9 protein-coding genes and 1 pseudogene are annotated in these 13,619 nt (G+C 74.5%); 9 read left to right on the top strand and 1 reads right to left on the bottom strand.

Features of this window, described 5'->3' with window-relative positions; translation table 11 throughout:
• The first annotated feature begins 95 nt into the window (after positions 1–95).
• The 3 genes from QMQ26_RS13210 to QMQ26_RS13200 all read left to right on the top strand — a co-directional run bounded on the left by QMQ26_RS13210 (position 96) and on the right by QMQ26_RS13200 (position 4,912).
• The gene (locus QMQ26_RS13210; protein ID WP_282205822.1) at positions 96–2,390 is read left to right on the top strand and encodes a HelD family protein; all 2,295 of its coding nucleotides are present in this window, start codon (positions 96–98) and stop codon (positions 2,388–2,390) included.
• Positions 2,391–2,713: 323 nt separating this feature from the next.
• Positions 2,714–4,189: an NAD-dependent malic enzyme gene (locus QMQ26_RS13205; protein WP_100838066.1), complete on the top strand. Its 1,476-nt coding sequence runs from the start codon at positions 2,714–2,716 to the stop codon at positions 4,187–4,189.
• A gap of 441 nt (positions 4,190–4,630) precedes the next feature.
• Positions 4,631–4,912, top strand: a complete 282-nt coding sequence (locus QMQ26_RS13200) for an HU family DNA-binding protein (RefSeq protein WP_030459611.1) — start codon at positions 4,631–4,633, stop codon at positions 4,910–4,912.
• Positions 4,913–4,987: 75 nt separating this feature from the next.
• Here QMQ26_RS13200 and murA read toward each other — a convergent pair whose 3' ends face one another.
• Positions 4,988–6,343 carry a UDP-N-acetylglucosamine 1-carboxyvinyltransferase gene (gene murA, locus QMQ26_RS13195; RefSeq protein WP_100838067.1) on the bottom strand — a complete coding sequence of 452 codons (1,356 nt, stop codon included), beginning with the start codon at positions 6,341–6,343 and terminating at the stop codon, positions 4,988–4,990.
• Between the two features lie 226 nt (positions 6,344–6,569).
• On the opposite strand from murA, the gene QMQ26_RS13190 reads away from it, so the two are divergent.
• From QMQ26_RS13190 to QMQ26_RS13165, 6 genes and pseudogenes are all read left to right on the top strand, one after another.
• On the top strand, positions 6,570–7,139 hold the full coding sequence (locus QMQ26_RS13190; RefSeq protein WP_282205821.1) for a YqgE/AlgH family protein: 570 nt from the start codon (positions 6,570–6,572) through the stop codon (positions 7,137–7,139).
• Between the two features lie 60 nt (positions 7,140–7,199).
• Complete coding sequence (locus QMQ26_RS13185; protein WP_030459614.1) at positions 7,200–7,475, top strand: DUF3039 domain-containing protein; 276 nt, start codon at positions 7,200–7,202, stop codon at positions 7,473–7,475.
• A gap of 73 nt (positions 7,476–7,548) precedes the next feature.
• Complete coding sequence (locus QMQ26_RS13180) at positions 7,549–9,186, top strand: beta-N-acetylhexosaminidase (RefSeq protein WP_282205820.1); 1,638 nt, start codon at positions 7,549–7,551, stop codon at positions 9,184–9,186.
• A 229-nt stretch (positions 9,187–9,415) separates the two neighbouring features.
• Complete coding sequence (locus tag QMQ26_RS13175; protein WP_282205819.1) at positions 9,416–10,312, top strand: FAD binding domain-containing protein; 897 nt, start codon at positions 9,416–9,418, stop codon at positions 10,310–10,312.
• 44 nt (positions 10,313–10,356) lie between these two features.
• Positions 10,357–10,813: pseudogene (locus tag QMQ26_RS38720) on the top strand ((2Fe-2S)-binding protein); the annotation flags it as partial.
• Between the two features lie 478 nt (positions 10,814–11,291).
• Positions 11,292–13,613, top strand: a complete 2,322-nt coding sequence (locus tag QMQ26_RS13165) for a xanthine dehydrogenase family protein molybdopterin-binding subunit (protein ID WP_100838071.1) — start codon at positions 11,292–11,294, stop codon at positions 13,611–13,613.
• The last annotated feature ends 6 nt before the right edge of the window (positions 13,614–13,619 follow it).

Here is a 13,619-nt window from a genome sequence, read left to right as displayed (position 1 = left end):
CCGCTCCCCGCCCGCCCCGCCCCGCCGTTCGGAGCGGCACCCGGTTCCCTGTAGGATCTTCCGTCCGCCTTTTTCTCCGCACCTTTGGGGGCTCCTTGGGCGCGCACGGTTCTACCGAGCACCGATCCGACACTGTCCGCGACCGCGAGATCGCCGGGGAGCAGCGGCATCTCGACACCGTCTACCGGCGGTTGGAGGAGAAGCTGGCCGAGGCCGAGTACATCCTGGAGGACGCCGCCAAGCGGGTGCAGGTCGGCACCCCCGGCGCGCTCGCCGAGCGCGACGCGCAGGTGTACCGGGCCGGTGCCCACCTGCAGCGGTTGAACAACGAGTTCGAGGACTTCCTGTTCGGCCGGATCGACCTCCAGCAGGCCGACGCGCCGGAGGAGCACGGAATCCCGTCCCAGACTCCGCTGGACCCGGCCGACCCGGCCGTCGCCGAGAGCCTGCACATCGGCCGCCTGGGCGTCCTGGACGCCGAGTACGGCCCGCTGGTGATCGACTGGCGGGCCCCGGCCGCCGCGCCGTTCTACCGGGCGACGCCGCTGGAGCCCGGCCGGGTGGTCCGGCGCCGGGTGATCCGGTCCAAGGGCCGGAAGGTGATCGGCGTCGAGGACGACCTGCTCCGTCCCGACCTGGCGCCGACGCTGGACGGCGAGGAGCTCGCCGTGGTCGGCGACGGCGCGCTGATGGCGACGCTGGGCCGGGCCCGCGGCCACTCGATGCGCGACATCGTCTCCTCGATCCAGAAGGAGCAGGACGAGGTGATCCGGGCGCCCGCCGCGGGCGCGACCCTGGTCACCGGCGGCCCCGGCACCGGCAAGACCGCCGTCGCCCTGCACCGGGCCGCGTTCCTGCTCTACCAGGACCGCCGCCGGTACGCGGGCGGCATCCTGGTGGTCAGCCCCACCCCGCTGCTGGTCTCGTACACCGAGGGCGTGCTGCCCTCGCTGGGCGAGGAGGGCCAGGTGGCGATCCGCGCGGTCGGCAGCCTGGTCGACGGGATCGAGGCGTCCCGGTACGACAGCCCGGAGGTGGCCCGGATCAAGGGCTCGGCGCGGATGGTGCAGCTGCTGCGCCGGGCCGCCCGGGGGGCCCTGGAGCTGGGCGCTCCCGCCGAGCTGCGGGTCTTCGCCCGGGGCCGGGCGCTGCGGCTGGACGCGGGCCAGCTGAAGGCGGTGCGCGGCAACGTGGTGGGCGGCGGCGGCACGCCGCTGAACCTGCTGCGCCCGCGGGCCCGCCGCCTGCTGCTGGACGCGCTCTGGTCGGAGGCGGTGCGCGACCTGCCGAAGCCGAACACGTACGCCGAGCGCGAGCAGCGCCAGGAGGAGCGCGAGTCCTTCGACGAGTACGTCTCCGACGAGGCGGTGTTCCTGGACTTCCTGGACGCCTGGTGGCCCGCCGTCACCCCGCGCCGGGTGCTGGCCACCCTCCGGCAGCACCGGCACACCAACCGGATCGCCCGCCGCGCGGTCACCCCGGAGGAGGCCCGGCTGCTCGCGGCGTCCTGGCGGCACCTGGACGAGCGCGGCGCGGGCGCCCTGTCGGCGCACGACGTGGCGCTGGTGGACGAGCTCCAGGTGCTGCTCGGCGAGCCGGCCCGCCCGAAGGTCCGCGAGGTGGACGCGGTGGACGCGCTCACCGGCCTGGACGAGGTCACCACGTACGGCGAGCGGACGTACCGCCGGCGCGAGCGCGTCCCGGAGGAGCGCCGGGAGTACGCGCACGTGATCGTCGACGAGGCGCAGGACCTGACGCCGATGCAGTGGCGGATGGTCGGGCGCCGCTCCCGGATGGCGACCTGGACGATCGTCGGCGACCCGGCGCAGTCGTCCTGGCCGTTCCCGCAGGAGGCGCAGGCGGCGATGGACGAGGTGCTGGCGGGCAAGCCGCGCCGCCGGCACACGCTGACGGTGAACTACCGCAACCCGGCGGAGATCGCCGAGGTGGCGGCGAAGGTGCTGGAGCTGGCCGCTCCGGGGACCCCGTCGCCGAGCGCGGTGCGGGCCACCGGCGCGCACCCGCGGTTCGCGGCGGTCCGCGAGCCGGACCCGGCGGCGTTCGGCGCGGCGGCCCGGGCGGAGCTGGAGCGGCTGCTGGCCGAGGTGGACGGCACCGTCGCGGTGGTGGTCCCGATGGACCGCCGGGCCGAGGCGGCGGGCTGGGCCGAGGGCCTGGGCGGGCGGGTGGTGGCGCTGGGCAGCCTGGAGGCCAAGGGCCTGGAGTACGACGCCACGGTGGTGGCCGACCCGACCGGCATCGCGGGCGAGTCGGAGGCGGGCCTGCGGGTGCTGTACGTGGCGCTGACCCGGGCCACCCAGCGGCTGACCGTGCTGTCCGGCCCGGACGACCTGCCGGACGCCGCGGGCGTCCCCGCGCTGCTGAAGTAGCCGGGCAGCACGGAGGCCCCCACCCGTCGGGTGGGGGCCTCCGCCACGTTGAACACCGGCCCGCCATGCTCGCCTCGCGGCAAGTGGTCCCTCGAAGGGACGAAGGTTGGGCCCGGGGGCTTGGATCGAGCCGGTGCCGTTCCAATGTAACGCATCCGTGCCGACGGGCAAGGAGGCCGCGTCCCGCTCCGGCCGGTTTGTCGGGTCCGCACACTCCGCGCACGTTATTTCTGGCGGACCCTTGGTCGGTGCGACCATCGAGGTCTAGCATGCCGAGCGGCATGGAACTTCAACAGTTTGTTGATTCAGGAAGAAGGACGTCGATGGCGACGGTGCCCAGTGTCTCGAACTCGATCACGGTCCGGTTGGAGGTCCCGGCCACCGGCAACGCGGTGAGCTCGATCACCACCGCGGTGGAGTCCTCCGGCGGTTCGGTCACCGGTCTCGACGTCACGGCCTCCGGCCTGGAGGCGCTGCGGATCGACGTCACGGTGGCGGCCTCCTCGGTCGCGCACGGCCAGGAGATCGTCGAGAAGCTCCGCACCATCGACGGCGTGAGCATCGGCAAGGTCTCCGACCGCACCTTCCTGATGCACCTCGGCGGCAAGATCGAGATGTCCTCGAAGCTGCCGATCCGCAACCGCGACGACCTGAGCATGATCTACACCCCCGGCGTGGCCCGGGTCTGCATGGCGATCGCGGAGAACCCGGAGGACGCCCGCCGGCTGACCATCAAGCGCAACAGCGTCGCGGTGGTCACCGACGGCTCGGCCGTGCTGGGCCTGGGCAACATCGGCCCGAAGGCCGCGCTGCCGGTGATGGAGGGCAAGGCGGCGCTGTTCAAGCGGTTCGCGGGCATCGACGCGTGGCCGCTCTGCCTGGACACCCAGGACGCCGACGAGATCGTGGCGATCGTCAAGGCGATCGCGCCGGGCTTCGCCGGCATCAACCTGGAGGACATCTCGGCGCCGCGCTGCTTCGAGATCGAGGCCCGGCTGCGCGAGGCGCTGGACATCCCGGTCTTCCACGACGACCAGCACGGCACCGCGATCGTGGTGCTGGCCGCGCTGACCAACGCGCTGAAGGTGGTCGGCAAGGAGATCGGCGAGATCCGGGTGGTGATGAGCGGCGCCGGCGCCGCGGGCACCGCGATCCTCAAGCTGCTGATGGCCGCGGGCGTCGAGCACGCCACCGTGGCGGACGTCCGCGGCGTGGTCCACCGCGGCCGCGACGACCTGAACGACAGCCTGCGCTGGATCGCCGAGAACACCAACCGCTCCGGCCGCACCGGCACCCTCAAGGAGGCGGTGGCCGACGCCGACGTGTTCATCGGCGTCTCCGCCCCGAACGTGCTGGACGGCGACGACCTGGCCACCATGGCCAAGGACGCGGTCGTCTTCGCGCTGGCCAACCCCGACCCGGAGGTCGACCCGGCGGTGGCCCGGCAGACCGCCGCGGTGGTCGCCACCGGCCGCAGCGACTTCCCGAACCAGATCAACAACGTGCTGGTCTTCCCGGGCGTCTTCCGCGGCCTGCTGGACGCGCAGAGCGCCAGCGTGGACACCGAGATGATGCTGGCCGCCGCCCGGGCGCTGGCCACCACCGTCACCGACGAGGAGCTGAACCCCAACTACATCATCCCCAGCGTCTTCCACCCGGGGGTGGCCAAGACCGTCGCGGCGGCCGTCCGGGACGCCGCGGTGGCCGCCCGGGGCGACGCGGAGGCCGCCCCGGAGAGGCCCACCGCGGGCATCGTCGGGACGCTCGACACCGGCACTTTCCCGGCCGTTCGGTTCTGAGCCCGGAGGGGGCCCGGTCCGCCCGCCGGGCCCCGCTCGCGGCGAACCGCGCGGAGCCCTTGCGACACAAGGGCAAGGGGTGTGTTTGGGCTTGTCGGTGCCAGGGCGTACGGTAGCCCTGCGACGGGGTGGCGTGTCCGACAAGTACGGTACGTCCCCAGTTGCGCCACGGCGTGTCGTCCCGGCCGCCGCCCGCTCCGGCCACCCCGGAGCCGACGGAGCGTCACACCTCCGTCCGGCGGGCGCTGTTCGGGTCAACCACGCCGGTTCCCGATTGGCTTTCTCAGTGCCGGTCAAGGCAGGATTCGTACCCGGGCGGGCAGTTTGCGGCGCTTCGAGGTGCGAGCCCGGCCCCTGACCAACCCCTCGCCTGAACGAGCACCGTCGCGCGGACCGGCCATGCCTCCGCGCACGGCAGAGCAACAGACCACAGGAGTACACATGAACCGCAGTGAGCTGGTGGCCGCGCTGGCCGAGCGCGCCGAGGTGACCCGCAAGGACGCCGACGCCGTGCTGGCCGCCTTCGCCGAGATCACCGGCGAGGTCGTCGCCAAGGGCGACGAGAAGGTCACCATCCCCGGTTTCCTGACCTTCGAGCGCACCCTGCGCGCCGCCCGCACCGCCCGCAACCCGCAGACCGGCGAGCCCATCCAGATCGCCGAGGGCTACAGCGTCAAGGTGAGCGCCGGCTCGAAGCTGAAGGAAGCCGCGAAGGGCAAGTGACCCCCCGCCGCTGAACGCACCGGTGGCCGGCCTCCCCCCGGGGAGGCCGGCCACCGGCTTTCCGGCCCGCCGCGCTCAGGCGGTCAGCCGGACCTCGGGCGCCTCGGCCTCCGAGGGCAGCTCGATGTGCGCGCCCAGGTCGCGCAGCTTGTCCATGAAGTTCTCGTAGCCGCGGTTGATCAGGTCGATGCCGTGCACCGTGGAGGTGCCCTCGGCGGCCAGCGCCGCGATCAGGTACGAGAAGCCGCCCCGCAGGTCCGGGATGACCAGCTCGCCGCCCATCAGCTTGGACGGGCCGGAGACCACCGCGGAGTGCATGAAGTTGCGCGCCCCGAACCGGCACGGGGTGCCGCCCAGGCACTCGCTGTAGAGCTGGATGTGCGCGCCCATCTGGTTCAGCGCCCCGGTGAAGCCCAGCCGCGACTCGTACACCGTCTCGTGCACGATCGACAGGCCGGTGGCCTGGGTCAGCGCCACCACCAGCGGCTGCTGCCAGTCGGTCTGGAAGCCCGGGTGCACGTCGGTCTCCAGGGCGATCGCCTTGAGCTCGCCGCCCGGGTGCCAGAACCGGATGCCCGCGTCGTCGATCTCGTAGGCGCCGCCGACCTTCCGGAAGGTGTTCAGGAAGGTCATCATCGGGATCTGCTCGGCGCCCCGGACGTAGATGTCGCCCTTGGTGGCCAGCGCCGCGCACGCCCAGGAGGCCGCCTCCAGGCGGTCCGGCAGCGCCCGGTGGGTGTAGCCGTCCAGCTCGTCCACGCCGGTGACCAGGATGGTGCGGTCGGTGCCCAGCGAGATGATCGCGCCCATCTTCTGCAGCACGCAGATCAGGTCGACGATCTCCGGCTCGATCGCGGCGTTGCGCAGCTCGGTGACGCCCTCGGCGAGCACCGCGGTCAGCAGCACCTGCTCGGTCGCGCCGACCGACGGGTAGGGCAGCTCGATCTTGGTGCCGCGCAGTCGCTGGGCGGCGACCAGGTAGGTGCCCTGCGGGTGCTTCTCGATGGTCGCGCCGAACTGGCGCAGCACCTCGAAGTGGAAGTCGACCGGCCGGCCGCCGATGTCGCAGCCGCCCAGGCCCGGGATGAAGGCGTGCCCGAGCCGGTGCAGCAGCGGGCCGCAGAACAGGATCGGGATGCGCGAGGAGCCGGCGTGCGCGTCGATGTCCGCGACGTTGGCGGACTCCACGTGCGAGGGGTCGAGGATCAGCTCGCCGTCCTCGTCGCCGGTGCGGACGGTGACCCCGTGCAGCTGCAGCAGGCCGCGGACGACCTTGACGTCCCGGATGTCCGGGACGTTGCGCAGTCTGCTGGGGCCCTGGCCGAGCAGCGCGGCGACCATGGCCTTGGGGACCAGGTTCTTGGCGCCGCGGATCTGGATCTCGCCTTCGAGCGGGTTTCCGCCGTGGACCAGCAGGACGTCGTCGGTCATCGTTCTCGCAATCCGGGTGCGCAGGGGAGGTTTTCGGCTGCGGAGTTGGGGGAAGGGCCCTTCACCACCCCTAGATGGTAGGGGGTGGGCGATTGGTTCCGGTGTGTCCTCATGGTGATCATGCTGTGCGGAGGGCTCCGCGGCATCGCCACTGGGCCGGACGGGTGGCCCGCGGAGTGGTCCGCCGGGTGTCCGGGGAGGGCCGGTACGGGGCATGATGTCAGACATGGAAGCGGCCCCCTCGCTCACCGGGCGACTGCTCGTGGCGACGCCCGTGCTGACCGACCCGAACTTCACCAGGTCGGTGGTCCTGCTGCTCGACCACGACGCCCAGGGCGCGCTCGGGGTGGTGCTCAACCGCCCCACGCCGGTGGACGTGGCCGCCGTGCTGGACGGCTGGGCGCCGCTGGCGGGCGACCCGCCGGTGCTCTTCCAGGGCGGGCCGGTGGCCCTGGACTCCGCGCTGGCGGTGGCCGTCGTCCCCGGCGAGGAGAGCGGCGCCGCGCCGCTCGGCTGGCGCCGGGTGCACGGCGCGATCGGCCTGGTCGACCTGGAGGCGCCGCCCGAGGTGCTGGCCGGGGTGCTCGGCGGGATGCGGGTGTTCGCCGGCTACTCGGGCTGGTCGCCCGGGCAGCTGGAGGAGGAGCTCGCCGAGGGCGCCTGGCACCTGGTGGACTGTGAGGCGGGGGACGTCTCCTGCGCCGAGCCGGACCGGCTGTGGCGCGAGGTGCTGCGCCGCCAGCGCGGGCCGCTGGCGATGCTCGCCACCTATCCCGACGACCCGCTGCTGAACTGACCGAGGAGCCCCTCCCGCGCGGTGGCCCGGTCCCGGGCGGCCCCCATAGACTTGGCACCCATGAGCACTCTTGAGCCCGAGCGCGGTCTCGGCACCGGCACCCTGGTCGAGCCCGTCCCGCAGACGTCGCACGGGGACGGCGACCACGAGCGCTTCGCCCACTACGTCCAGAAGGACAAGATCATGGAGAGCGCGCTCTCCGGGTCCCCCGTGGTGGCGCTGTGCGGCAAGGTCTGGGTGCCCGGGCGCGACCCGAAGAAGTACCCGGTCTGCCCGATGTGCAAGGAGATCTTCGACGGGCTGAACAACCCCGGCGGGGACGACAAGAAGGACTGACGGCGCACGACCTGCGCGAACACCTCCCGAGTGGTCTATGCCAATCGGGGTGGTCCGGGGCAGGATGAGGCGCATGGACCTCATCCCCGCCCCGTCGCACGTCCAGGCCCGCAGCGACGCCCCGCCCTTCGTCCTGCACGCCGGCTCCCGGATCGCCGCCGCCCCCGGCACCGAGGCCCCCGCCCGTCGGCTGCGCGCCGAGCTGTCCGCCGCCACCGGCTTCGACCTGGACCCGGCCCCGGCCGGGCAGGACGGCGACCTGCGGCTGGCGCTCGACCCGGAGCTCGGCGCCGAGGAGTACCGGCTGAGCGCCGACGCCGCCGCCGTCCGGCTCACCGGCGGCAGCGCCGCGGGCCTGGCGCACGCCGCGCAGACCCTGCGCCAGCTGCTCGGCCCCGCCGCGTACCGCAGCGCCCCGCTGCCCGGCGCGGACTGGACGGTCCCCGCGGTGGAGATCCGCGACGCGCCCCGGTTCGGCTGGCGCGGCGCCCTGCTGGACGTCTCCCGGCACTTCATGCCCAAGGCCGGGGTGCTGCGCTTCATCGACCAGCTCGCCGCCCACAAGCTCAACGTCTTCCACTTCCACCTGACCGACGACCAGGGCTGGCGGATCGAGATCCGGCGCTACCCGAAGCTCACCGAGGCGGGCGCCTGGCGCGAGCGCTCGATGGTCGGCTACCGGGCCGGCGGCCGGCACGACGACCAGCCGCACGGCGGCTACTACACCCAGGACGACCTGCGCGAGATCGTCGCCTACGCCGCCGCCCGGCACATCACCGTCGTCCCCGAGGTCGACCTGCCCGGCCACAACCAGGCCGCCATCGCCGCCTACCCCGCGCTCGGCAACACCGACGTGGTCGACACCGCCGCGCTCGGCACCTGGACCGACTGGGGCGTCAGCGCGAACATCCTCAACGCCTCCGAGGCCACCCTGCGCTTCTACGAGCACGTGCTGGAGGAGGTGCTGGAGATCTTCCCCTCCACCTTCGTCCACCTCGGCGGCGACGAGTGCCCCAAGGACCAGTGGAAGCAGTCCGACGCCGCCCAGGCCCGGATCGCCGAACTCGGCCTGAAGGACGAGTTCGAGCTGCAGAGCCACGTCATCCGGCACTTCGACCGCTGGCTGGCCGAGCGCGGCCGCCGGCTGATCGGCTGGGACGAGATCCTGGAGGGCGGCCTGGCCCCCGGCGCGGCCGTGTCGTCGTGGCGCGGCTACGAGGGCGGGATCGCCGCCGCGAACGCCGGGCACGACGTGGTGATGTGCCCCGAGCAGCACGTCTACCTCGACCACCGGCAGGCCGAAGGCGCGGACGAGCCCGTCCCGGTCGGCTGGGTGCGCACGCTGGAGGACGTCTACCGCTTCGAGCCCGTCCCGCCGCAGCTCGACGCGGCCGCCGCCGCGCACGTCATCGGCACCCAGGCGAACCTCTGGACCGAGTTCATGAACGACGGCCGGGACGTCGACTACAAGGCGTTCCCGCGGCTGGCCGCGTTCGCCGAGGTCGCCTGGTCCGACCTGCCGCGCGACCCGGCCGCCCGCGACTTCGCGGACTTCGAGCGCCGGATGGCCGGCCACTACCCCCGGCTGGACGCGCTCGGCATCGAGTACCGCCGCCCCGGCGGCCCGCTCCCCTGGCAGCGCAAGCCCGGCATCGTCGGCCGCCCGCTGGACGGCCCGCCCGGACCGTCCGGCGAGCACACCGCCCCCTGACGCCGGTGACGGAGCGTCAGCGGTAGGGAACTCCGGGCGAGGACCGCTCGTCATGACCGGGTGAACAACCGATCACCCCGGCCACGACCTGATCGCGGTCGCGCCCGGAGTTGTCCCGAGTTGTTCGGACCTGTCCGCCACCCGGGAAATGATCAGCGGTCTTTGTGTGCCAGAGTTGCCCAACCCGCACCGATCGCCCGTACCCTACGGGCGGCAGTCCGCACTGCAAATGGAGCACGGTGGGAACCTGGTGAACCGGACGATCATGTTGCCGGCCTCGGTGGACGAGGCGGTCGAAGCGCTGGCCGCCACCCCGGGGGCGGTGCCGGTGGCGGGCGCCACCGACCTGATGGAGGCCGTCAACGCCGGGCGGCTGCGGCCCGCCGCCCTGATCGGACTCGGCCGGATCACCGAACTGCGCGGCTGGCGCTACGAGGACGGCGGCACCGCCGTCCTCGGCGCCGGACTCACCCACGCCCGGATGGACCGCCCCGACTTCGCCGCGCTCATCCCCGCCCTCGCCGACGCCGCCCGCACCGCCGGCCCCCCGCAGGTGCGCAACGTCGGCACCCTCGGCGGCAACGTCGCCGCCGGCGACCCGGCCGGCGACACCCTGCCGGTGCTCGCCGCCCTGGAGGCCACCGCCACCCTCGCCCGGGCCGGCGCCGTCCGCGACGTGCCGATCAGCCACCTGCTCACCGGCCTCGACCCGCTGCGCCCCGGCGAACTGCTCACCTGGGTGCGGGTCCCGCTGCTGCACGCCCCCCAGGTCTTCCTCAAGTCCACCGGCCGCAGCGGCCCGGCCCGCGCCACCGCCTCCGTCGCCCTGGTCCTCGACCCCGCCCGGCGCGGCGTGCGCTGCGCCGTCGGCGCCGTCGCCCCCGTCCCGCTGCGGCCGCTGGAGGCCGAGAGCTGGGTGGCCGGCTGCATCGACTGGGACGCCCGCGGCGCCGAGGGCGCGGTGCTGATCGACCCCGCCGCGCTCGCCGCGTTCGGCGAGTACGTGGCGGGCGCGTGCGTCCCCGAGAACGGGGCGCACGGAGAGGGGGCGGGCGCGGCTGCGGCCCGCCTGCGGCGTACCGTGGCGGTGCTGGCCCGCCGGGCACTGGGAAGGGCGCTCAAGTGACGGACGAACTGCTGAACCACCCCGGGGCGCTCACCGCCGACGTGCGCCCCACCGCCTCGTACACGCTGCGGGTCAACGGCGTGGACCGGCCCGTCACCGACGCCTGGATCGGCGAGAGCCTGCTGTACGTGCTGCGCGAGCGGCTCGGCCTGGCCGGCGCCAAGGACGGCTGCGAGCAGGGCGAGTGCGGGGCCTGCTCGATCCAGGTCGACGGACAGCTGGTCAACGGCTGCCTGGTGCCCGCCGCGCTCGCCGCCGACAGCGAGATCAACACCGTCGAGGGACTGTCCGGCGCGGGCGGCGCCAGCGACGTCCAGCAGGCGCTCGCCGACTCCGGCGCCGTCCAGTGCGGCTACTGCACGCCCGGCATGGCGATGGCCGTCCACGACCTGCTCCAGCGCAACCACCGGCCCGGCGAGGTCGAGGCCCGCCAGGCGCTGTGCGGCAACCTGTGCCGCTGCACCGGCTACCGGGGCGCGCTGGCCGCCGTCCAGGCCGTCGCCGACGCCCGCGAGGCCGCCCTCGAAGCCGAACTGGAGGCCGCCGAGCAGGCCGCCGGACAGGCGCCCCCGGCCGGCGCTCCCACCGCCGGCCCGCCCGCTCCCGCCGCCGGGCCGCCGTCCTACCCCGACCAGGGCGGCGAACTCCCGCTGTACGCCGACTCCGAGCTCTGGCACGAGGCCGACCAGCTGGCCCCGCCCCCGCCCCCCGCCGGGCAGGACGACGGCACCCTGCGCACCGGCGGCTACGCCTACCCGCCCACCCCGCCGCACGGCACCCCCGTCCCGGCCGACTGGACCGGCACCCCCGGCGCCCCCGGCGCTGCCGACCCGTTCGGCCCCACGGCCTACCAGGACGCGGGCCCCTACGACGGCACCGTCTACGCCACCGACGGCTACGGCCAGTACCCCGGCCACGACGCCACCGGCTACGACGCCACCCCCGCCCACGGCATCCGCCTCCACGAGGACGAGAACGCATGACCTCCGCCACCGAGCTCCCGGCGGCCGCCTCCGCGGACCACGAGACCGGCACCACCGGCCTCGGCACCTCCCCGCTGCGCACCGACGCCCTCCCCAAGGCCCTGGGCATCTACCCCTACGCCGCCGACCTGTGGGCCGAAGGGCTGCTCTGGGGCGCCGTGCTGCGCTCCCCGCACCCGCACGCCCGGATCGTCTCGGTGGACACCGCCCCCGCGCTCGCCATCCCCGGCGTGCACGCCGTGGTCACCGCCGCCGACCTCCCGGCCGGCCCCGACGGCACCCCCGACGGCGGCTCCGCCGGGTCGATCACCGCCGACCGCCCGGTCCTCGCCGCCGGCGTGGTGCGCCACCACGGCGAACCCGTCGCCGCGGTCGCCGCCGACCACCCCGACACCGCCCGGCTCGCCGCCGCCGCGATCCTGGTCGCGTACGAGCCGCTGGAGCCCGTCACCGACCCCGAGGCCGCCTTCCACGCCCCCCCGCTGCACCCCGACGGCAACCTGCTGCGCCACCTGCCGCTGCGCACCGGCGACCCCGACGCGGTCGGCGCGATCGTCGTCGAGGGCCTCTACCAGGTCGGCCGCCAGGACCCGGCCCCGATCGGCGCCGAGGCCGGACTCGCCGTCCCCCGCCCCGACGGCGGCGTCGAACTGCACCTGTCCTCCACCGACCCGCACGGCGACCGCGACCGCACCGCCGCCTGCCTCGGCCTCGACCCCGACCGGGTCCGCCTGGTCGTCACCGGCGTCCCCGGCGCCACCAGCGACCGCGAGGACCTCTCCTTCCAGGTCACCCTCGCCCTGCTCGCGCTGCGCAGCGGCCGACCGGTCAAGATGACCCTCACCCGCGCCGAGTCCTTCCAGTCCCACCCCACCCGGCACCCCGCCCTGCTGCGCTACCGCCACCACGCCGACGCCGAGGGCCGGCTGGTCAAGGTCGAGGCGCAGATCCTGCTCGACGGCGGCGCCTACGCCGACGTCTCCGCCGAGGCGCTGGCCGCCGCCGTCGCCTTCTCGGTCGGCCCCTACACCTGCCCCAACGTCTTCGTCGACGCCTGGGCGGTGCGCACCAACAACCCGCCGGCCGGCCGGATGCGCGGCGAGGGCGCCCTGCAGACCTGCTTCGCGTACGAGTCGCAGCTCGACCAGCTCGCCAGGCAGCTCGGCATCGACCCGGTCGAGATCCGCCGCCGCAACGCCATGACCACCGGCGACCCGCTGCCCACCGGCCAGGCCGTCACCTGCCCCGCCCCGGTCGAGGCCCTGCTCGACGCGCTCGACGCCTCCCCGCTGCCCGCCCTCCCGCTGGACGACCCGGAGGCCGACTGGCTGCTGCCCGGCGGCCCCGGCGGCGCGGGCGACCCCGCCGCGGTGCGCCGCGGCATCGGCTACGCGGTCGGCATGGTGCACATGCTCGGCGCCGAGGGCGAGGACGAGGTCTCCACCGCGACCGTCCGGGTCTCCGGCGACCACGCCACCGTGATCTGCGCGGCCGTCGACTCCGGCCAGGGCTTCGCCACCCTGGCCCGGCAGATCGTCCAGTCGGTGCTCGGCGTCAGCGAGGTGTACATCGCGCCCGTCGACTCCGACCAGTCCGCGGCCGGACCCGCCTCCCGCGGCCGGCACACCTGGGTCTCCGGCGGCGCCGTCGAGCGGGCCGCGCTGATGGTCCGCCACCAGATGCTGCAGCCGATCGCCGCCGACTTCGGGATGTCCGTCGAACTGCTCACCATCACCGACGGGAAGATCACCTCGTACGACGGCGTGCTCGGCATGCCGGTCAGCGAGGCCCTGGAGGGCCGCGAGCTCTGGGCCACCGCCCAGTGCCGGCCGCACCCCACCGAGCCGCTCGACCCCGAGACCGGGCAGGGCGACGCCTTCGTCTCCATCGCGTTCTGCGCGATGCGCGCCGTGGTCGACGTCGACATCGAACTCGGCGCCGTCCGGGTCGTCGACGTCACCGTCGCCCAGGAGGTCGGCCGGGCGCTGAACCCCCGGCAGATCGAGGACCGGATCGAGGGCGCCGTCGCCCAGGGCGTCGGACTCGCCCTGCTGGAGAACCTGCGCACCGAGGGCGGCGTCCCCGTCAACGCCTCGCTCACCGGCTACCGGCTCCCCACCGCCCTGGACACCCCCGACGTCCGGATCGCCGCCCTGCTGGAGGAGCGCGACGTGGTCGCCCCGTTCGGCGCCAAGGCCGTCAGCGCGGTGCCCGCCGTGGTCGCCCCCGCGGCGGTCGCCGCCGCCGTCCGCGCCGCGACCGGGCTGCCGGTCGGGCGGCTGCCGATCCTGCCGGAGGACGCCACGCTGCCCGCCTGACGGGCC

This window comes from Kitasatospora fiedleri (assembly GCF_948472415.1).
Taxonomy (GTDB): Bacteria; Actinomycetota; Actinomycetes; order Streptomycetales; family Streptomycetaceae; genus Kitasatospora; species Kitasatospora fiedleri.
This window is presented reverse-complemented; position numbering and strand designations above follow the sequence as displayed.